The organism is Nocardia aurantia, assembly GCF_009604425.1.
Lineage (GTDB): Bacteria > Actinomycetota > Actinomycetes > Mycobacteriales > Mycobacteriaceae > Nocardia > Nocardia aurantia.
Genome location: NZ_WEGI01000011.1, coordinates 262718 through 284233, shown reverse-complemented (window position 1 = coordinate 284233; position 21516 = coordinate 262718). Strand labels below are relative to the sequence as shown.

Below are 21516 nucleotides of genomic sequence, written 5' to 3'. Positions count from 1 at the left end.
CGGTGCCGCCCGATCAGCCCGGCGGCGGGCTGTCGCCCAGCCCCACCTGGATGCCCACCACGCAGGTGTCGTCGTCGGCGTCGGCGTCGCTGTGGGCGAGCAGGTGGTCCAGGCACTGGTCGAGTGTTCCCCGGAAGCGGGCCGCATCGGCGAGCAACTTGTCCACGCACTCATCGATCGGCCGGTCCCGGCGCTCGATCAGGCCGTCGGTGTAGAGCAGGAGGATGTCGTCGGGCTGCAACTGGATCTCGGCCTCCTGATACGTCGCCTCCTCCACGGCGCCGAGCAGGATCCCGTCCAGGGCGGGCAGGGCGCCGGCGCTGCCGGACCGGATCAGCACCGGCGGGAGATGACCGGCCCGCGCCCACCGCAGCACCCGGGTCTGCGGGTCGTAGAGGCCGCAGACGGCCGTCGCGAAGATGTGGTCGGTCAGGGACCGCGCCACCGAGTTGAGCCAGGTCAGCATCTGCCCCGGACCGGCGCCGGTGGCGGCGAGACCGCGCAGGGCGTTGCGCAGCACGACCATGCCGGTGGCGGCCTCGAGACCGTGCCCGGTGATATCGCCGACGGAGATCATGATCTGCTTGGAGGGCAGCACGATCGCGTCGTACCAATCGCCGCCGACCGTGTAGTCCTGCTCGGACGGCTGATAGCGGACCGCGATGCGCAAGCCGAACGCGTCGATGGCCGGGGTCGCGGCGGGCATGATCGCCTGTTGCAACTGCCGGGCCAGCCGGCTCTGTTCGGCGGCGTGCTGTTCGGTGTGGGCGAGCCGGTCCTGACTGGCCGACAGGGCGGCCTCGGTCCAGTGCTGGGCGGAGATGTCCTGGTAGGCGCCCCGGACACCGAGCAGATGACCGGCTCCGTCGACGATCGGTTCCGCGATGATGCGGATGTGCCTGGTCTCTCCGTTGGGCCGGACCAGGCGGAACGCGGCCGACGCGGCGCGGCGGTAGCGCAACAGGGTCCGCAGCAGCCGCTTCACGTCCTCGACGTCGTCGTCGTGGACGTGGCCCGGCAGCTGGGCCAGCGGGATCGGTGCGGCGCCCCGGGGCAGTCCGTGCAGCGTGTACAGCTCGGCGCTCCAGGTGATGTCGCCGGTGGCCGCGTTCTCCTCGAAACCGCCGACGCGACCGAGCCGCTGCGCGTGCTGCAACAGGGCGGCCAGCCGGGCGGTCTCGTCCTCGATGCGCCACACCACCAGCACCGCGTCGCGATGCCGGCCGATGCTGAGGGCGGCGGAGACGGTGAGCGGGATCCGGTCGACCAGTTCGGTCAGCGACACCCGGTCGGCGCGGTAGGTCTCGCCCGTGGCGAAGACGTGCTCGATCAGCTCGAACAGCCGGCCCTCGCCCGCGGCCAGGGGGTACGCCTCGAACAGCGACGCGCCCTGGATCAGGCCGCCGGGGCGGCCCGCCGGATCGATGAAACACCGGTTGACGTGCCGGATCCGGAAGTCGGTCACGCTGCCCTCGGCGCCGAGCTCGGGTATCAGCACGAGGGCCGGATCGAACAGGCCGTCGGCGAGCCGGGTCAGGTCGGCGACGTCCCGGTGATCGGGCGAGTTCCAGGGGGCGGGATCGGGTTCCAGGGTGTGCGCGCACAGTTCCGCCAGCGCCTCCAGTTGCCGCTGCACCCGCGGCGGCTGCGGCTCGATCGGATGCGGCCAGCACACCTCCAGCACACCGATCAGCTTGCCGCCGGTCCCGGCGGGGATCGCCGCCCGGCCGCCGTCCCGGCCGCCGATCGACGGCAGGCCCGACTCCGCCAGATTGTCGATCCACTGGGTGTTCCGCCGCATCAGCGCCTGCCGGGCCGGGGTCGACACGCCCGGTGGCACGTACCGCCAGCGCTCGGCCTCCTGCGGGTCGATGCCCGCGAAACCGGTCAGCGTCAGCGAGGCGTCGGCGCCTGCGGACCACAGCGCCACGGCGGTGCCCCCCAGCGGGGCCACGGCGTGTTCCAGGACGGACCGGGCGACGCGCTGCGCGTCGCCGGCCGCCAGCAGTCCGCTCTCGGCGGTCCGCAGTTGCACGGGCGTCACGGACCGGCCCGGTGTGGTGGTGCGCAGCAGGAATTCGTCCACCACCGCGCTGACCTGGTCCTGCGCGGTCTGGTTGACCAGATCGGCGGCCAGTTCCAGCGGGGTGACGCCCGCCTGCCCGGCCAGCGCGTCGAGTTGCCGGGCGGCCTCCGACGGCCCGCACCGCAACCGCTCGATCAGCAACCCCTTGGCCATCTCGATCAGCGCGCGGCCGTCCGCGGTGGCCTGGGCCTCCCGGATCTCGCCGCGCAGCCGTTCCACGGTCGCGGCGAGGCGGCTGACCGCCGGTGGTTCGGGGCCGTCCGGCGCGGGGCCGGCGGCGATATCGGGGTCGGTCATCACGCGCCCAGCCACTGCTGGATGCACGCGAGCAGCACGTCCGCGTCCACCGGTTTGGTGACGTAGTCGTTGGCGCCGGAGGCCAGACTCTTCTCCCGGTCGCCGAGCATCGCCTTGGCTGTCACGGCGATGATCGGCAGGCCCTCGTAGCGCGGCATCGAACGGATCTTCGCGGTCGCGGTGTAGCCGTCCATCTCGGGCATCATGACGTCCATCAGGACCAGGTCGGTCTCCGGATGGTCGAGCAGGGTGTCGATGCCCTCGCGCCCGTTCTCCGCGTGCAGCACGGTCACGCCCTGGAGTTCGAGAATGCTGCTGAGCGCGAACAGGTTCCGGGCGTCGTCGTCGACGAGCAGCACCGTGCGACCGGCGAGCCTGCCCTCGGCGCGTTGCGGCGCGGGGTCGGGGGCCTGCTCGCCGCGCACCAGCGGCAGGACGTCGCCGGGCGCCTCGGCGGTGATGTGCAGCGCGATGCGTTCCCGCAGTTCGTCCAGGCTGGACAGCAGTTCCAGGGGGTGGCCCTCCGCCCGTTGCCGCAGCAGGTGTTCCTGTTCCGCGTCGAGCCGGCGGTTGTTGTGGCCGAGCACGGGCACCGTGCTCAGCGCCGCGTCGCCGTCCATGGTCTCCAGCAGGCGCAGGGCGGCGAGGTCGGGCATGTCCAGTTCCAGGACGACGCAGTGGAACGCCTCCGCGGCCATCGCCGCCGCGGCCTCCTGCACCCCGATCACGGTGACGACCTGGACGGGTCCGCGCGGGTCGGTGCGGTCGGCGAGGTCGGCCACCGCACTCTGCGCGACCAGGGACAGCAGGCCCTGGGGGCGCTCCTCGACGACCAGCAGCCGGCGCGGCTGCTGCGGCGCGGCGGGGGGCGCGGGATGTTCGGCGGACCGGTGCGGCAGCGCGTTCGGGGCGTCCACCGGCGGCAGGTCGTGGAAGTCCGGCCGGGCCACCGGCAGGTAGAACGTGAACGTGCTGCCCTTGCCGAGCGTGCTCTGCGCGGTGATGGCGCCGCCGAGCAGGTAGGCGATCTCCCGGCTGATCGACAGGCCCAGGCCGGTGCCGCCGTATTTGCGGCTCGTGGTGCCGTCGGCCTGCTGGAACGCGCCGAAGATGGAGTCCAGCTGGTGTTCGGCGATCCCGATCCCGGTGTCGATCACGCGGAAGGCGATCGCCGGGCCGTGGCGGCGGGCCGCGGGCGGCAGCTCACCGGCCGGCGCGGGCTCGATGCGCAACTCCACGGAACCGGTCTCGGTGAATTTCACCGCGTTGGACAGCAGGTTGCGCAGCACCTGCCGCAACCGCGAATCGTCGGTGAGCAGTTCGATCGGCAGGCCGGGCGCGGTGGTGACCCGGAAGCCGAGACTCTTCTGCGTGGTCATCGGCCGGAACGTGGCCTCCACGTAGTCCAGCAGCTTGCGCAGCGGCACCGACTCCGGCGAGACGTCCATCTTGCCCGCCTCGACCTTGGACAGGTCGAGGATGTCGTTGATCAGTTGCAGCAGATCCGAACCCGCCGAATGGATGATGCCCGCGTACTCGACCTGCTTCGGGGTCAGGTTGCGGCTCGGGTTCTGGGCCAGCAGCTGTGCCAGGATCAGCAGGCTGTTCAGCGGGGTGCGCAGCTCGTGGCTCATGTTCGCCAGGAATTCCGACTTGTACTTCGAGGCCAGCGCGAGCTCCTGGGCGCGGGTCTCCAGTTCCTGGCGGGCCTGCTCGATCTCCAGGTTCTTGGCCTCGATATCGCGGTTCTGGGTGGCCAGCAGCGCCGCCTTCTCCTCCAGTTCCGCGTTGGACCGCTGCAGTTCGTCCTGCTGCACCTGCAGTTCCTCCGAGCGGGCCTGCAACTCGGTGGTCAGCCGGCGCGACTCGTCGAGCAGTTCGTCGGTGCGCGCGTTGGCGACGATGGTGTTCACGTTGACCCCGACCGTCTCCATCAACTGATCGAGGAAGTCCCGGTGGGTGCCGGTGAACCGGTGCAGCGACGCCAGTTCGATCACGCCGAGGACCTGGTCCTCGACCACCATCGGCAGCACGAGCAGGTTGACCGGCACGGTCCGGCCCAGCCCGGAGGAGATGGTGATGTAGTCGCCCGGCACGTCGTCCACGGCGATCGTGCGGCGGCTGCGGGCCGCCTGCCCGACCAGGGACTGACCGAACGCCAGGCGCGGCGTGCCGGCCGGTTCGTCCGGACTGCCGTAGGAGCTGATCAGGCGCAACTCGGGTTGTTCCGCGGTGTCGTCGGCCAGATAGAAGGCGCCGAACTGCGCGGAGACCAGCGGCACCAGCTCGTCCATGATCAGCTCCGCGACCACGTTCAGGTCGCGCTGGCCCTGCATCAGGCCGGAGATGAGGGCGAGGTTGGTCTTCAGCCAGTCCTGGTCGCGGTTGGCCCGGGTGGTCTCGCGCAGCGATTCCACCATCGCGTTGATGTTGTCCTTGAGCTCGGAGACCTCGCCGGACGCCTCGACGGTGATCGAGCGGGTCAGGTCGCCCTCGGCGACGGCGCTGGTGACCTCGGCGATCGCGCGGACCTGCCGGGTGAGGTTGCCGGCGAGCTCGTTCACGTTCTCGGTCAGCCGCTTCCAGGTGCCGGAGACGCCCTCGACCTCCGCCTGGCCGCCGAGCCGGCCCTCGGACCCGACCTCGCGCGCGACGCGGGTGACCTCGGCCGCGAAGGCGGACAGCTGGTCGACCATCGTGTTGATCGTGGTCTTCAGCGCGAGGATCTCACCGCGGGCGTCCACATCGATCTTGCGGGTCAGATCGCCCTGCGCGACCGCCGTCGTGACCTGGGCGATGTTGCGGACCTGGTTGGTCAGGTTGTTCGCCATCGAGTTGACGTTGTCGGTCAGGTCCTTCCAGGTCCCGGCCACGTTCGGCACCCGCGCCTGGCCGCCGAGGATGCCCTCGGTGCCGACCTCGCGGGCGACACGGGTGACCTCGTCGGCGAACGCGGACAGCGTGTCGACCATCGTGTTGATCACCCCGGCCAGCGCCGCGACCTCGCCCTTCGCCTCGACCGTGATCTTCTGGCTCAGATCGCCGCGGGCGACCGCGGCCGCGACCTGCGCGATCGAGCGCACCTGACCGGTCAGGTTGGACGCCATGACGTTGACGTTGTCGGTCAGGTCCTTCCAGGTGCCCGACACCCCGCGGACCGTCGCCTGGCCACCGAGATTGCCCTCGGTGCCGACCTCACGGGCGACGCGGGTGACCTCGTCCGCGAACGACGACAGCTGGTCGACCATCGTGTTGATGGTCTCCTTCAGCTCCAGGATCTCGCCGCGGGCGTCGACCCGGATCTTCTGGGTCAGATCGCCGCGGGCGACCGCCGTGGTGACCTGGGCGATCGAGCGGACCTGCGCCGTCAGGTTGTCGGCCATCACGTTGACCGATTCGGTGAGGTCCTTCCAGGTGCCGGACACGCCCTTCACGTCGGCCTGGCCGCCGAGCCGGCCCTCGGTGCCCACCTCGCGGGAGACGCGGGTGACCTCGTCCGCGAACGACGACAGCTGGTCGACCATCGTGTTGATCGTGTTCTTGAGCTCGAGGATCTCGCCCCGGGCGTCGACGGTGATGTTCTGGGTCAGATCGCCGCGCGCGACGGCCGTGGCGACCTGGGCGATCGAGCGCACCTGACCGGTCAGGTTGGAGGCCATGACGTTGACCGACTCGGTCAGGTCCCGCCAGGTGCCGGAGACGCCCTTCACATCCGCCTGGCCGCCGAGCATGCCCTCGGTGCCCACCTCGCGGGAAACGCGGGTGACCTCGTCCGCGAACGAGGACAGCTGGTCGACCATCGTGTTGATCGTGGTCTTCAGCGCGAGGATCTCACCGCGGGCGTCCACGTCGATCTTGCGGGTCAGATCACCCTGCGCGACCGCCGTGGTGACCTGGGCGATATTGCGCACCTGCGAGGTCAGGTTGCCGGCCATGAAGTTCACCGAGTCGGTGAGATCGCGCCACACCCCGCCGACGCCCGGCACCTCGGCCTGACCGCCGAGCCGGCCCTCCGAGCCGACCTCGCGCGCGACGCGGGTGACCTCCGAGGTGAACTGCGACAACTGGTCGACCGTCCCGTTGAACACGGTGGCGATCTCACCGAGCAATCCGTCCGCGTCCGTCGGCAGCCGCATGCCGAAATCCCCGTCGCGGACCGCCGTCAAACCCGCCAGCAGTTGATGGAGTTCGGCCTGTCCCGCAACCGCGGCAGCCTCCTCCGAGGTGGCCGGCATCGCGGCCGCCGTCGTGTCCGTCATCGTCACCCTTGCCTCGAAACACATCCGACACGGGCGGCTACCCACTGAACCGGCCACGAAACATGACCATCCCGTGACTGCGGACGGTACACCGGCGAGACCCTCCCGTCAGGCACGGACCACCTGATCACCCCGGCAGGAACGACAACCGCACCTGCCGGACCGGGTTGTCGACATTGACATCGACCATCGCCACCGACTGCCAGGTGCCCAGCGCCATCTCGCCCGCCAGCACCGGGACCGTCGCGTAGGGCGCGATCAGCGCGGGCATCACATGGGAGCGGCCGTGGCCGGGGGAACCGTGCGCGTGCCGCCAGCGATCGTCGGCGGGCAGCAGGTCACCGAGCGCGGCGAGGAGGTCGCCGTCACTGCCCGCACCGAGCTCGATCAGGGCGATGCCCGCCGTGGCGTGCGGCACGAAGACATGCAACAGGCCGTCCCGGCCGGCCGCCGCCTCCCGCAGGAAGGCCGAACAGTGCGGGGTGAGGTCGTGGACGGTCTCGCGGGAACCGGTCTTCACGTCGATCAGCGTGCTCTGCATGGGCACCATCGTCCCCCGCGCACCCCGCTCAGTCGGAACTCTCGTGATTCTCGAGGCCGACGGCGGCGAGCAGTTCGCGGCGATCGCGGGCCAGCGGACGCTCGTCGCTGTGCAGGGCACCCATCAGATCGGCCAATCCGTCGGCGATGGCGTTGAGTTTCTGCTGCATCGCGGCGTCGGAGCGTTTCTGGGTGTTCTGCAACAGCGCCACCAGCAGGAACGTGATGATCGTGGTGAGGGTGTTGATGATCAGCTGCCAGGTGTCGAGATCGGTGAGGGTCAACGTGGGCGCCCACACCACCACGATGAGCACGCACAGGCAGAAGAACCAGGCCTGCGAGACGTGGTCGCCGACGGCGGTCGCGAAGCGATCGAAGATCGACGGGGTGCCCGCCTCCGACGGCATGATCGGATGTTGGGGATGAGCATCGTTGCCGGACATCGCGACTCCTGAGACTCGGCGGGACGTGCGGTGGATACCCCGCGCCGGGTCCAGGAAACCGGACCGGGTGGTTGCCAGAGGATTCTCACGAAAGCTGGTTATCTTCTCGCCGTGCGAAAGTTATTGCGTCCGTTGTCGGTGGTCGCGGGTGTGTGCGCGGTGCTGCCGGCCACCGCCCTGGCCGGGCCGCCGCCCACGCTGACCGCCGGCGTCGCGGCCTACACCGTCGATGTGAATGTGCCGGACGGGAATCCGGGCACGAAGGTGTTCTACTCCGAGGGGCTCAGTGCCGCCGCGGTACTGCCGAAAGCCCTGGCGGAGGCCGCTTCGGTGCTGCCCGGAGCGAAACCGGCGAATGTCATCGCCGACAAGGACGGGCACGTGGTGTGGCGCTACGAACCCCCGGCGGGGCAGGACGTCAGCAACTTCCGTACCCAGACCTATCAGGGCCACAAGGTGCTCACCTGGTGGCAGGGCACCACCGGGATCGGGCACGGCAGCGGCGCCGACTACATCGCCGACGAGCACTACGACATCATCGCCACGCTCACCCCGGGCGAGGGCTACACCTCGGATGTGCACGAGTTCCGGCTGACGCCCGACGGGCGCGCGCTGATCACCTCGTACCGCGAGGTGCCCGCCGATCTCACCGCGATCGGCGGCCCGGCCGACGGGACGGTGCTGGACACCGTCGCCTCGATCGTCGACGTGGCGTCCGGGAACGTGTTGTTCCGCTGGAGCGCGCTGGATCACGTGCCGCTCACGGACACCCGGGTGCCGAAGCCGCAGACCCCGGGCTCGGCGACGGATCCCTATCACATGAACTCGATCGCCCTGGATCCGCAGGGGAATCTGGTGATCTCGATGCGCGACACCTCCACGGTGTACGACGTGGACGTGCACACCGGCGACATCCGGTGGCAGCTCGGCGGGGCGCATTCGACGTTCGAGCTCGGGCCCGGCATCGGGTTCGCGTATCAGCACGACGCGGAATTCGCCGACGACACCACGCTGCGGCTGTTCGCCAACAACTCCGCGGAGCCGACCAGCTCGCTCGGGCCGTCGAGCGTCGAGTGGATCCATCTCGACTTCGCCGCCCGGCGGGCGGCGCTGGTGCGCGACCAGCCGCATCCCCAGCAGCTCACCGCCTACGCGATGGGCAACGCGCAGGGGCTGCCCGATGGCAGCACCCTCGTCGGCTGGGGGACGGCCTCGCACATCTCCGAGTTCTCCGCGTCCGGGCAGATGCTGTACGACGCGCGCCTGCCCTCGGGCACCTATCGGGCCTATCTCGACGCCTGGCCCTGACCGGGCCGGTTCCTCGGAACATATTGTGCCGCCCACCGGAACGATTCACCCGGTGGGCGGTACAGTATGTGCTAACTGGACTACAAACGTTTCGTTCAGCGAAACGCGAATCCGAGGACTGTCGACTGTGACAATCAAGAGTACCGCCGGGCGCAGGCCCGCACCGGCGGCCGACAACGCCGGAACCGAGGCCGCGGCCCGGGTGGCGGATGTCCTGCTGCTGTTCACCGGGGGCCCCCGCTACCTCGGGGTGAGCGCGATCAGCCGCGAGCTGGGCCTGTCGAAGGCGGTGGTGTACCGCATCCTGCAATCGCTGGTCTCGCGGGACGTGCTCGCCACCGACGACGGGATCTCCGGATATCGGCTGGGCGCGGCCGCGGCCGCGCTGGGCGCCAGTGCGCTGCGGCGCTTCGACGCGCGGACGGTCGCCACGCCGGTGCTGCGGCGCTTGCGCGACGAGACCAGCGAGACGACCACGCTGTCCGGCCTGGTCGGTGACGAACGCGTCTACCTCGACCAGTTCGAGAGCCCGCGCGAGATCAAGATGACCGTCGAACTCGGCCGCCGCTTCCCGCTGCACGCGGGCTCCTCGGGCAAGGTGATCCTCGCGTTCCTGCCCGAGGAGCGACGGGAGACGCTGCTGCACCGGCCGCTGGATTCGCTGACCGACAACACCATCACCGACGAGGCGACGCTGCGCGCGGCGCTCGCGGAGGCCATCCGCGAGGGGGTGGCCGTCTCGCTCGGCGAGCGGCAGGCGGGCGCGGGGTCGGTCGCGGCGCCGCTGTTCGGACCGGGCGGCGAGGTGCAGGGGTCGATCAGCATCTGCGGCCCGCAGTACCGGTTCACGCCGGAGGTGATCGAGCACTACCGCGCGCTGATCCGCGCCGCCGCCGAGGAGATCCGGACCAACTGGAGCTGGCTGCGGGACCGGCCCGGCCGGGACTGACGGTTTCCCGGCTGCGGCCTACCGGTCGCGGTAGGCCTCCAGCAGCCGCAACCAGACCTCGCTGATCGTCGGGAACGACGGCACCGCGTGCCAGAGCCGGTCGACGGGCACCTCACCGGTGATCGCGATCGTCGCCGAGTGCACCAGTTCCGCGACGCCCGGCCCGGCGAAGGTGGCGCCGAGGATCACCCGGCGTTCCGGATCGATCAGGACCCGGGCGCGGCCCCGATACTCGGGTTCGTACTGCGCGGCGCCCGCCACGGCGCCGATGTCGTAGTCGACCACGTCCACCGCGCGCCCGGCCTCGGCGGCGTCGGCCGTGGTGAGACCGACCGCCGCGATCTCCGGATCGGTGAACACGACCTGCGGCACCGCCTCGGCGTCGGCGGTCCCGGTGTGCCGGCCCCAGCGGCCGGTGTCCAGCGACTCCCCCTGCGCGCGAGCGGCGATCACCGCGCCGGCGATCCGCGCCTGGTACTTGCCCTGATGAGTCAGCAGCGCACGGTGATTCACGTCGCCGACCGCGTACAGCCAGTCGCCGTCGACGTCGGTCACCGTGTAGGAGTCGTCGGTGGGCAGCCATCCGCCCGGGGTCAGGCCGACGGACTCCAGGCCGAGGTCCGCCGTGCGGGGCGCGCGACCCGTCGCGAGCAGCAGTTCGTCGGCGACGAGCCGGCTGCCGTCGGCGAGGGTGAGGTGGACGGCGTCGTCGGCGCCGCGCTCGGCGGCGGTGATCGTGGTGTTGAAATGCAGTTGCACTCCCGCCGCCAGCAGCCGTTCGGCCACCAGATCCGCGGCGAAGTCCTCGACCCGGCCCAGCAGCCGCGACGCGCGGGCGACGAGCGTGACCTGCGCGCCCAGGGCCTGCCAGGCGGTGGCCATCTCGGTGGCCACCACCCCGGCCCCGAGGATCGCCAGCCGGCCCGGCACCGCGTGCGCGCTCGTGGCCTCGCGACTCGTCCACGGCCGCACCGCGTCCAGGCCCGGCAGCGGCGGCAGGGCCGCGCTCGTGCCGGTGCACACGACCACCGCGTGCCGCGCCGCCAGCAGTACGGTGTCACCCTCCGGGGTGCGGACGCTGACCCGCCGGGGCCCGTCGAGCCGTCCGTGCCCCCGCACGAGATCGACCTTCACCGATTCGAGCCATTCGACCTGACTGTCGTCCTTCCAGTCGGAGACCATGCGGTCGCGATGCCGCAGCACCGCCGCCGCGTCGAGCGGCCCGGTCACCACACTGCCGACGCCCGGGAATCCGGTCGCCTCGCGATACAGCAACGCGGGCCGCAGCAGCGCCTTGCTGGGTTCGCAAGCCCAGTACGAACATTCGCCGCCGACCAGTTCGGATTCGACGATCACGGTGGAGAGCCCGGCGGCACGGGTCCGGTCGGCGACGTTCTCGCCGACCGGACCCGCCCCGATCACCACGACGTCGTAGCTGCGAATTTCGTTGTCGGACACGGTTTCACCTTCCGGTTGTCGGATCAGCGGCCGGGTGCCCGCTGGGTGATCTCCTGCAGGAACCAGCCGTTGCCGTCCGGATCGTCGATGCAGCCCTTGCAGGCTACCCGGCACGGCGGCCGCCACACCCGTCCCGAGGATCAGCGCCCGCGACGCACGAACTGCCCGATCGGGTTGCCGACCACCTTGCCGTCGGCGAACACCTGGTGGCCGCGGACGAAGGTGTCGGTGACCTTCGCGGTCATGTCGAAGCCCTCGAACGGGGTGTACTCCTGGGTGGATTCCGAGTCGGCGGCGCGGACGGTCCACTGCACGTTCGGGTCGACCAGCGCGATGTCGGCGTCGTAGCCCTCGGCGATGGTGCCCTTGTTCCGCAGGCCGTAGCGCTGAGCCGGGTTGGCGGACAACAGCTTCGCGATCCGCTGCAGCGACAGGCCGCGCTTGGTGCCCTCGCCGACCAGGCCGGGCAGCAGGTACTCGGCGCCGCCGAAACCGGACTTGGCGAGGAAGACGTCGCCGCGGTCGGCGCCGAACTTCAGCTCGTCCCGGCAGCAGGCGTGATCGCTGACGACCCAGTCGATATCGCCGGCCAGCATGTGCCGCCACAGGGCCTCGACGTCCTCGCGCTCGCGCAGCGGCGGGTTCACCTTGCCGCCGATGCCGACGGCGGTGTCCACATCGGCGAGGAGGTGGCCGATGGTGACCTCACGGCGGAAGTCGATGTGCGGGAACGCCTTCTGCATGGTGAGCGCGGCCGACAGCGCCTTCTCGGAGGACAGGTGCAACAGGTTGATGTTCGGCAGCTGGGTCTCGTGCGCGAGGTACGAGGCGATGGTGACCGCCAGGCCCTCCGAATGCGGCGGGCGCGAGGCGCTGTAGGCGCGCAGACCGGTGAGCGAGCCGTCCTGTTCGACCAGCTTGGTGTAGGCGGTCATGATCTCCGCGGTCTCGCAGTGCAGCGACAGCGAGATGTGCGGCGCGTACTCGGTGAGGATCTCGCGGGCCTTCTGCACGCCGCGCATGACGAACTCGAAGTGCGCGATGTCGTAGCGCTCGTCCGGCGGGATCATCAGGAAATCGCTCTGGCTGGTCGACCGGCCGTGCAGGCCGTGGCTGCCGTAGAACATGAAGATCTTGAACGACGTGACGCCGAATTCCTCGACCAGGAACGGGATCTCCTCGATGTGCTGCGCGCTCATCGGGGCCAGGTGGTAGGCGTAGTCGACGTAGGCGTTGCCCTCGGACAGGCTCAGCACCTCGGGGAAGAAGTCCCGGTAGCTGCCGCCCTTGTTCAGGTAGTACTGGCCGGTGCGCATGTAGGTCAGCGAGGTGGTGACGCCGCCCTGCGCGCTGGCCCGGCTCTCGGTGCGGGTGTCCTCGGACAGCTCGTTGTAGATGCCCCAGTGCTGGTGCGCGTCCACCACACCCGGGAAGGCCAGCAGGCCGCGGCCGTCGACCACCCGGGCCGCGTCGTCGGCGGGCAGGTCCGCGGCCACCCGGACGATCTTGCCGTCGTTCACCGCGATGTCGAGCAGCGCCGGCTGCGCGGTGTCGGGGTCCTCGGGCCGCACGACCCGGACATTCTTGATGAGCAGTTCGGTTGTAGCCATGTCAGTCGAATCCTTCGCGTGAAATTCAGGCCGTCCGGCGAGCGACGTCGCCCGCGGCCAGGTAAGCCAGCCCGAAGGCCGGTAGGAGCCCGTTACCGGGCAAATATCCGGCGGCGCCGTGACCGGAGATGCTCGCCGCGGCGCCACCCGCGGCGTACAGGCCGGGAATCGGCCGGTCCTCGGCGTCGACCACGGTGGCGTGCTCGTCCACGAGCAGCCCACCCTGGGTGTGGAACAGCGCGGGCACCACCCGCACCGCGGCGTATCGACCGTCGAGCGGCCGCTCCCAGTTGGTGCGGCCGTACGGGTCCGGCTGCTCGCCGCGCGCGATCGCCTGCGCGGCAGCGAGTTCCGCGACCAGCGCGTCGGCGGGCAACCCGGTCGCCGCCGCCAGTTCGGTCGCGTCGTCGGCCCACACCACGGCCCCGGAGGCGACCACGTTCCGGAAGTCCTGGAACGCCTGGCACTGCTCGAAGATGGTCTCGTCCAGCACGATCCAGCCGGTCGCGCCCGGACGGGCCGCCAGTTCCGCGGCATACTCGGAGTAGCCGCGCGTCTCGTTGCCGAAGCGGTGACCGGTCGTATCGACCAGCACCGCGCCGTGGATGATCGTCGCCCAGCCGAGCAGGGTGCCCGCGCTCGCCGACACCGCGCCGTGCCCCTGGTACGCATCCAGGAAACCCGTTGCGGCGCCCAGCTTCTCGCCGATCCGCAGCGCATCGCCGAGCGACCGGTCGCTACCCTGGTAGAGCGCCTCCGCGATCTCCGGCAGATACCGCCGCACCAGATCGCGATCCGCGCCGAAACCGTTGGTGGCCAACAGGACCGCGCGGGTCGGGATCTCCTCCTCGGTACCGTCCGGATACCGGACCACCGCCGCGCGCACCCCCTCGGCATCGGTGAGCACGTCGACCAGCGTTGCGGGCACGAGCATCTCGATGTTCTCGTGCTCGGCGACCCGGCGGGCGAGATGATCGATGACGCCCGACCCGTGCCGGCCCTCGATCGAATGGCAGCGTGGCACCGCGTGACCCGGATAGTTGAAGTCGGTCACCAGCGACAGCGGCAGCCCGACCGAATCGTGCAGCCACTCCACCAGTTCCGCGCTCACCCCGGCGAGCGTGCGCGACAACCGCGGCTCGGCCTGATTCTTGGTCTTGGCCATGATGTCGGCGACGAAGGTCTCCGGCGAATCCTCGATCCCCGCCTCCCGCTGCCAGCGCGAACCCGCGCCGGGGAACATCGCGGTCGACATGGAGGTGTTGTTGCCGCGCCGGAAATGCTCGCTCGCCTCGACGACCAGGACGCTCAACCCCAGCTCGGCAGCGCGCAGCGCACCGGCGAGACCGCCACCGGCCCCGGCGACGATCAGATCTGGCCCGTCACTCATCGATGCTCGCCTCCGTTGCGGCACAACTACTCGGCATCACGCCTCCTCGACGGCGAGGAGGCGCAGCGCCAGCTCGGTCGGGTCGACGATGCGAGCGGGCAGGTCGGCGGGTTCGACGTCGACGGCCGAGCAGCCGTTGATGACGGCGGTCGCACCTTGTTCGGCGAGGTCGCGGACGGCCTCGCCGAGCGCCCGGTTCCAGACGTCGGTGTCGGCGATCGCGCTGAACGGGAGGTCCAGGACACGGCTACCGGCGTAATGGGCGCTCAGGCCGTAATCGGCGATGCGCTTGTCGAATTCGGCGGCGATGGCCTCGTTGCGGACGACCGCGCCGAAGCGGATTCCCTTGCCCGCCAAATGGGTCGCGGACAGTTTGAGCAGACCGTGCACCGGAACGTCGGTCTCGGAGACGGTGTCGGGGACCGCCGGATCCAGGACGCAGTCCGGGAAGGCGAGGTCGAAATCCGTTCCGGCCGTGGCCAGTACGGCCGCCACCTCGCGCTCGGAGGCCCGCACGGATTCGCCCGTGTCCAGCGACGTCGGCGCTGCCTCCCCGACGTCGCGGAGTTCGATCCGCAGGCCGGGTGGCGCGAGCCGGTCGTAGCGGTCCTGCCGGCGCCGGATCTCCTCCGGCGGCAGGTGGATGGGCGTCACCGCGAAGGCACGCATCAGTTCGTCTCCTTCTCTTCCTCTTCCGTACCGCCCAGCCCGCGCAGTGCGTCGCCGACGCGGGGCAGGCCGGGCAGGTCGTGACTCAGCGCGACCGCGCGGTCCACGAATTCGGGCTGCCCGGGCAGCCAACCCTTCAGCAGGGCGATCACGTCCTGTTCGCTCAGTGGGTGATGATCGGCGTCGCCGATCGGGTTCGGCACCTCCCGGACCAGCGTGCTGCCGTCGGCGAACCGGACCGTGGCCCGCACCGCGCGCTCGGCGGGCAGCCTGGCCGTGAGATCGTCGGCCGCCACCAGCCGCACCCGGCGGGCCAGCTCCCGCACGGCCGGATCGTCGAGCGCACTGTCCGGGCCGACCGTGCCGGTCAGCGCCGCGGTGGCGACCACGAACGGCGTGGAGAACATGGCCGACAACCGGTTCGACCACTCGGTCCCGGTCAGACCGGCCCCGAGCGCATGGCTCTCCACCAGGATCCCGGTGATGCCGTCGGTCCGGAATCCGGGCTCGCCACGCAGATCCAGCAGCGCGTCGGCCGCCGGATGGGTGAACGAGCACGACGCGTGCCGCTTGAAATAACCCCGGGTGATGTCCCAGCGCACCCCGAGTTCGTCGGTGAGCTGCGCCGAATCGAACTGTCCCAGCAGCGTTCCCAGCGACAGCGCGGCCGTGCCGGTGTTGCGGGCCATGCCCGCCGCCGCCATCCGCGCGGCCGCCAGCCCGGACATCGCCGAAGCCCCCATCCACGCGTTGCGCACCGGATTACCGTCGGTCGCCGAATCGAAATGGCCCGCGATCGCCATCCCCGCACCGGTATCGATCGCCGCGGCCGTGGCCTCGGCCGAAAGTCCCAGCAGCCGAGCACATCCGGCCGCAGACCCGGCGACACCCCAGTTCCCGTGCGGGTGCACACCCGCCCGCGCGCTGGTGGCCCGCCCGAATCGGGACGCCACCTCATAGGCGGCGAGCAGCGCGGCAGCCGTGTCGGCGCCGGTGCTGTCCAGTTCTGCAGCCAGCGCCAGCACGGCCGGGAACCCGTGCGCGGCCGGATGCCCCTTGGCGAACTTGTTGCCCTCGTCCAACTCCAGCGAGACCAGGGCCATGGCATTGAGCCAGGCGGCGGCATCGGTGGCGACCGTCCGACCGGCTCCGACCAGCGGCGCCGAACCGGCCGGAGCACGCCAAACCTTCCGCAGCGCACCATGTTCCGGCAACGAAGCACCGACCGCCGTCACGCCGAGCACATCGAGCAGTACCAGCGAGAGCCGGTCGATCACCTCGGCGGGAACGGCCCCGGCATCCAGCCCGGAGACCCAGGCACCCAGCGCCGCGGTCGCGGTGGCGGTACCGGGCGTCGCGGCACCCGCGGCCTTCGAAACCGCCGGCCCCGAACCCGATTCGGACTGCGAAGCACCGCCCGACCGGGCACTGCCGACCGCAGGCGCTGCCATACCGGCGGATTCGTCGCGTGAAGCTGCGGCGGCGCCCACCGCGGACGCATCGGTGACCGGTTCCGGACCCGATCGGACCAGCCCGGCGCGGGAGACGGCGAGCGCCCCGGCAGCTGCGCCGAAAGCGGCTGCCGCACCGGCGGATTCGCCGGTCGTTGTCCCGGCGACCCTGGCATCGTGCGCGGATTCGGAATTCACAGGCCCAGATACGCCTTTCGCACTCGGGGATCGTCGGCCAGTTCACTGCCGGTGCCCTGCAACACGATGGACCCGCTCTCCAGCACATAGGCCCGATCGGCAATGGCCAGCGCCTGTTTCGCGTTCTGCTCGACCAGCAGCACCGACACCCCGGTGTCCCGGATGCGTTGCACGGCCTCGAGCATCAACCAGGTCAGCTTCGGGGACAGGCCGGTGGACGGTTCGTCGAGCATCAGCAGTTTCGGGCCCGCCATCAGCGCGCGGCCGATCGCGAGCATCTGCTGCTGGCCGCCGGAGAAGGTCTCCGCGACGGTGGTGCGGCGTTCCGAGAGGATCTCGAACAGCGAATACACCTCGGCGAGGGACCGTTCGGCCTGTTCGGCGGTGCGGGTCCAGGCGCCCATCCGCAGGTTCTCCTCGACGGTCAGCGTGCCGAACAGCGCGCGATCCTCGGGGACGTGGACCAGGCCCGCGCGGACCAGTTCGTCGGGGCGGCGGCCGGCGGTCACCGCCCCGTCGAAGGTGATCGTGCCGGACAGCGGCGCGATCTGGCCGCAGATGCTGCGCAGCGTGGTGGTCTTGCCCGCGCCGTTCGCGCCGACCAGGGCCACGATCTCGCCCGCGCCGACGCGCAGGTCGATCTCGTGCAGGATCTGCATCCGGCCGTAGCCGGCGGACAGGCGCTCAAGCGTCAGCATGGGTCGGCTCCTCACCGAGATAGGCGTCGATGACCCGGGGATCGCTGGTGACCTCTTCGGGCGAGCCGACCGCGAGCACCCGGCCCTGGTCGAGAACCAGCACCCGGTCCGCGAGGCGCATGACCGCGGCCATGATGTGCTCGATGAACAGCAGGGTCACACCTTCCTGTTCGCGCAGCGAGGCGAGCAGGTCGAGGACCGGTTCGCGTTCGGCGGGGACCAGGCCCGCGAGCACCTCGTCCAGCAGCAGCACCTTGGGCCGGGACGCCAGCGCGCGGGCCAGTTCCAGGCGTTTGAGCCCGGCCGTGGGCAGTTCGGTGGAGACGCGGTAGGCCCACGGGCCGAGGCCCACCCGATCCACCACGTCCAGGGCGTGTTCGCGCAGCTTGCGGGCGCCGAGCCGGTGATGCTGCGCGGCGAGGCTCACGTTCTCCAGCACGGTCATGCTGCCGAACGGCCGCATCAGCTGGAAGGTGCGGACCATGCCCGCCCGCGCGATCTTCTCCGGCGCGGCGCCGGTGACGTCGCGACCGGCGAACGAGACCCGGCCGGTGTCCGGGCGGATCGCCCCGGCGACCACGTTGAACAGCGTGGTCTTACCGGCGCCGTTGGGGCCGATGATGCCGAGGATCTCGCCCTCGGCGACGTGGAAGTCCACGTCGGACAGTGCCCGCAGGCCCCGGAACGCCTTGCCGACCCCGTCGACCTGCACGATGCTCATCGCCGCCACCTCGCCGCGATCGTTCCGACAATTCCCTTCGGCAGCAGCCGGACGATCAGGATCAGCAGCACCGCGTACAGCGCCACGTCCAGCCCGCTGCGGCCCTTCAGGAAGTCCAGGAAATCCGGCGGGGTGCGCAGCAGCGTGGCCGTCACGTCGGTCAGCGAACCGATGATGATCGCGCCGAGGATCGGTCCCCAGATGGTGCCGATGCCGCCGATCACGACCGGCACGATCGCCTGGATCGACACGGCCGACCCGAACCCGAGATCCGGGTTCACGAACAGGTAGTACTGCGTGTAGAAGGCGCCCGCGACCGCGGTGATCGCGGCGGACAGCCCCACGGTCATCAGCTTGTAGCGCAGCACCGGGGTGCCCAGCGCCGCGGCGGCCAGTTCGTCGTCGCGGATCGCGGTGACGTAGCGGCCGGCCCGCGAGTGCAGGAAGGCGATGCTGACCGCGACCGCGGCCCCGGCCAGCGCCAGCGCCACCCAGAAGTAGGCGTGCGAATCGGCCGGGAACTGGAGTTTCCACAGCGAGGAACCCTGGATCAGCGGGACGCTGAAGCCGACCGACTTGTTGGCGAACTTGCTGCTGGTCACGATCAGCCGCAGCATCTCGGCGAAGGCGAACGTGGCCAGCGCGAAGTACGCGCCCTGCAACTTGTAGCGGAACGAGAAGTAGCCGATTATCACGGCCACCGCGGCGGCCACCGCCATGCCGGCCAGCATCCCGATCCACGGCGAGACGTTGTGCTTCACCAGCAGATACGCGCTGGTGTAGGCGCCCACCCCGAAGTAGGCCGCGTGGCCGAAGCTGAACATGCCGCCGAAGCCGCTCATGATGTTCCAGCCGACGGCCATCAGCGCGAAGATCAGGATCCGCACCGCGACCGCGCCTTGGGCCGAGGGCAGGATCGCGGGCAGCGGGATGGCGAGCAGCACCAGCACGGCGAGGATCGCGAACTGCCGGTTGGCGGGCCGCAGCGGCGGCGCCTTGACCGAGGCGTGCGCCGGACCGGCGATGGTGATCGCACTCGGCGTCGTCGTGGCCGTACTCATGAGGTCTTCCTTCCGAACAGTCCCTGCGGGCGGAGGAAGAGCACCAGCACGAACACCACGAACACACCCAGCAGCGAGCTCTGGCCGCCGAGGTAGATGGTGGTGAGCTGCTCGACCAGGCCGATCAGCAGGCCACCGATCAGGGCGCCGACCACGTTGCCCATCCCGCCGAGCACCACCACCACGAACGCGGTGATGTTGAACTGCTCGCCGAGGGTGGGCGACACCGTGACCAGCGGTCCGGCCAGTGCGGCCGCGGCACCGGCGCACGCGGTGCCGATCGCGAAGGTCACCATGTGGATGCGCCGGACGTTGATGCCCACCAGCTGCGCACCGGTGCCGTTCGCGGCGACCGCGCGGATCGCCGTGCCCAGCCGGGTCCGGCGCAGCAACCAGAACAGCACCCCGCCCAGGGCGATCGCGCCGAGGAAGGCGTACAGCCGCGATCCGGCGACGACCGCGCCGAACAACGAGAACTGGAACTCGCCGGGCAGCTTGATGCTCTTGGGCTCGGCGCCGAAGAACATCAGCAGACCGTTCTCCAGCAACAGCGACAGACCCAACGTGATCAGCAGCTGATTCTCCAGAGAGCGGGCACCGCTACCGGACAGCAAGCCACGATAGACGATCGCGCCGACCAGGAACAACGCGGGGGTCGCGATCAGCAGGGTGAGATACGGATGCATCCCGGTGCTGTCCACCAGCCCGAACGAGATGAACATGGCGACGGCCAGCAGAGCGCCGTGCGCGAAGTTCACGATGTCGAGCACGCCGAAGATCAGCGTGAGGCCCATCGCGATCAGTCCGTACAGACCGCCGGTCAGGATGCCGGTGACCACCGACTGCCAGACCACCAGTCCGCTGTGCGAGCGCAACAGCGCCACCACGATCGCGAGGACGAGGACCACTACGACCACGCCGGCGCGGCCTAGGAAGGAACGGTCCACCGCGAAACGGCGGGCCGGGGGCGCGGTGTCGGGATCGACCACCGCCTGTGCTGTCTGGATATCGCTCATGGCCGCCATGTCACCTGGTATTCGGGCCGGGATTCGGCCTTCTCGGGGGGATACACCTGCTTCACCTGCCCGGCCTGGACCTGCATCAGGACCGGTGCGGCGTTGCTGTTGTCGCCGTTGCCGGCGAATGCGATCGGACCTTTGCCCACGGTCAGGGGTGCGACCTGATTCGCGGCGATCGCGTCGCGCACCTTCTCGGTGTCGGTGCTGCCGGCCTTCTCGACCGCCTGCGCGATCACCTGGACCGCGTCGTAGGACAGCACCGCGCCGGTCCGCATCGGATCACCGAAGGTGCGCTGGTACTGCTCGCGCAGGGCGGTGGTCGGCGGGTTGGTCGCGTCGTAATGGTAATTCGTGTTGAAGTACAGGTCGCCGAGCGCTCCCGCGTCGGAGACGAACTTCGGCTGATCGTAGGCGCCGTTGGTGACGCCCCACACCGCGGACAGGTCCGGCTTCACCGAGGCGATCGCCTTCGCCGCCAGCAGGCTGTCGCGGTAGTAGCCGGCGATCGCCAGCACATCCGCGCCCGAGGCCTTGACCTGCGTGATCTGTGCGGTGAGGTCGCTGACGCTGGCCGCGTCGTAGCTGATGTTCGGACCCAGCGCGATGCCGAGCTGCTGTGCGGCGGCATTGAACGCGTCGGCCGCGCCGCTGCCGAAATCGCTCTGCTCGTGCAGGAAGGCGACCTTGTGCACCGGCTTACCGGACTGCTCGGACACCTGCTTCAGGTACTGGGCCGCGGCCGTCGCGATCACCTTGCTGCCCGGCTGCACGCGGAACACGTACCGGTAGCCGTGGGCGAAGATGGTGTCGCTGGCGGTCACGTCCATCACGAACGGCACCCGGTTGCGCTCGGCGACCACGGAGACGTTCGTGCTCACCGCGCTCTGGTAGGTGCCGACCAGGCCGACCGCGCCGGCCGAGATCAGCCGCTGCGCCTCGCTCTGGCCGATGTCGGCCTTGCCCTGGGTGTCGCCGGTGACCAGCTCGACCTTGCGGCCGCCGAGGGATTTGATCCCCCCGGCCGCGTTGATCGCGTCGACCGCCAGCTGCGCACCCCGGCGCATCTGCAGGCCGTCGACCGCGTTGGACCCGCTGACCGGATGCAGCGCCCCGATCTTGACCGGGCCCTTGTCGCGCTGGCCGGCCGCGCCGGCGGCCCCCATCGGGGCCGACCCCCCGCACCCGGCCACGATCGCGAGCAATGCGCACGCGCCGAGCGCGACGATGAGCTTTCGCGCGGACATGTCACCTCGTTCCGATTAGAGAAACGTTCTGTCTGATGCGGGCTATCGTGACACCCGTCTCGCCCCAGGTCAATATTTCCTCGTAACTTGACGTACACGCACTATCAGTGCGAAC

The 21516-nt window shown here is 70.3% G+C and carries 16 protein-coding genes; 2 read left to right on the top strand and 14 right to left on the bottom strand.

From position 1 onward, the window contains the following. Positions 1-13: 13 nt before the first annotated feature. The 4 genes from NRB56_RS25630 to NRB56_RS25615 form a co-directional block, all read right to left on the bottom strand. Positions 14-2383, bottom strand: coding sequence for a SpoIIE family protein phosphatase (locus tag NRB56_RS25630; protein WP_153346476.1), 2370 nt, complete (start codon positions 2381-2383; stop codon positions 14-16). Beyond that, entirely contained in the window at positions 2383-6642 is a 4260-nt protein-coding gene (locus tag NRB56_RS25625) for a HAMP domain-containing protein (RefSeq protein WP_194290989.1), read from the bottom strand. The genes NRB56_RS25630 and NRB56_RS25625 overlap by 1 nt, the downstream gene beginning before the upstream one ends. A 127-nt stretch (positions 6643-6769) precedes the next feature. Then, positions 6770-7183 carry a YjbQ family protein gene (locus NRB56_RS25620; protein ID WP_153346474.1) on the bottom strand — a complete coding sequence of 138 codons (414 nt, stop codon included), beginning with the start codon at positions 7181-7183 and terminating at the stop codon, positions 6770-6772. Positions 7184-7211: 28 nt separating this feature from the next. Beyond that, entirely contained in the window at positions 7212-7625 is a 414-nt protein-coding gene (locus NRB56_RS25615) for a low affinity iron permease family protein (RefSeq protein ID WP_227838334.1), read from the bottom strand. A 111-nt stretch (positions 7626-7736) separates the two neighbouring features. Here NRB56_RS25615 and NRB56_RS25610 point away from each other — a divergent pair, with 111 nt between their 5' ends. Next, a complete protein-coding gene (locus NRB56_RS25610) occupies positions 7737-8933 on the top strand; it encodes an arylsulfotransferase family protein (RefSeq protein ID WP_319943514.1) in 1197 nt (398 codons plus the stop codon). Between the two features lie 127 nt (positions 8934-9060). Then, positions 9061-9882, top strand: a complete 822-nt coding sequence (locus tag NRB56_RS25605; RefSeq protein ID WP_319943513.1) for an IclR family transcriptional regulator — start codon at positions 9061-9063, stop codon at positions 9880-9882. A gap of 18 nt (positions 9883-9900) precedes the next feature. Here the strand turns inward: NRB56_RS25605 and NRB56_RS25600 are convergent, their stop codons facing one another. The 10 genes from NRB56_RS25600 to NRB56_RS25550 form a co-directional block, all read right to left on the bottom strand. Further along, positions 9901-11340, bottom strand: coding sequence for a dihydrolipoyl dehydrogenase family protein (locus tag NRB56_RS25600; protein ID WP_319943512.1), 1440 nt, complete (start codon positions 11338-11340; stop codon positions 9901-9903). Positions 11341-11480: 140 nt separating this feature from the next. Continuing rightward, positions 11481-12950, bottom strand: coding sequence for a dihydroorotase (locus NRB56_RS25590; protein WP_153346472.1), 1470 nt, complete (start codon positions 12948-12950; stop codon positions 11481-11483). 25 nt (positions 12951-12975) lie between these two features. Further along, positions 12976-14340 (bottom strand): FAD-dependent oxidoreductase, encoded by a 1365-nt coding sequence (locus tag NRB56_RS25585; protein ID WP_153346470.1) that lies wholly within the window; start codon positions 14338-14340, stop codon positions 12976-12978. 36 nt (positions 14341-14376) lie between these two features. Then, entirely contained in the window at positions 14377-15009 is a 633-nt protein-coding gene (locus NRB56_RS25580) for an aspartate/glutamate racemase family protein (RefSeq protein WP_153346468.1), read from the bottom strand. Then, positions 15009-16658, bottom strand: a complete 1650-nt coding sequence (locus NRB56_RS25575) for an MmgE/PrpD family protein (RefSeq protein WP_319943511.1) — start codon at positions 16656-16658, stop codon at positions 15009-15011. The genes NRB56_RS25580 and NRB56_RS25575 overlap by 1 nt, the downstream gene beginning before the upstream one ends. Next, positions 16655-17356, bottom strand: coding sequence for an ABC transporter ATP-binding protein (locus NRB56_RS25570; protein ID WP_153346466.1), 702 nt, complete (start codon positions 17354-17356; stop codon positions 16655-16657). The genes NRB56_RS25575 and NRB56_RS25570 overlap by 4 nt, the downstream gene beginning before the upstream one ends. Then, entirely contained in the window at positions 17343-18077 is a 735-nt protein-coding gene (locus NRB56_RS25565; RefSeq protein WP_153346464.1) for an ABC transporter ATP-binding protein, read from the bottom strand. The genes NRB56_RS25570 and NRB56_RS25565 overlap by 14 nt, the downstream gene beginning before the upstream one ends. Continuing rightward, positions 18074-19138 (bottom strand): branched-chain amino acid ABC transporter permease, encoded by a 1065-nt coding sequence (locus NRB56_RS25560; protein ID WP_153346462.1) that lies wholly within the window; start codon positions 19136-19138, stop codon positions 18074-18076. The genes NRB56_RS25565 and NRB56_RS25560 overlap by 4 nt, the downstream gene beginning before the upstream one ends. After that, positions 19135-20154, bottom strand: a complete 1020-nt coding sequence (locus NRB56_RS25555; protein ID WP_227838333.1) for a branched-chain amino acid ABC transporter permease — start codon at positions 20152-20154, stop codon at positions 19135-19137. Before NRB56_RS25555 ends, NRB56_RS25560 begins: the two co-directional genes overlap by 4 nt. Further along, the gene (locus NRB56_RS25550) at positions 20151-21401 is read right to left on the bottom strand and encodes an ABC transporter substrate-binding protein (RefSeq protein ID WP_153346459.1); all 1251 of its coding nucleotides are present in this window, start codon (positions 21399-21401) and stop codon (positions 20151-20153) included. Before NRB56_RS25550 ends, NRB56_RS25555 begins: the two co-directional genes overlap by 4 nt. Positions 21402-21516 lie beyond the last annotated feature (115 nt).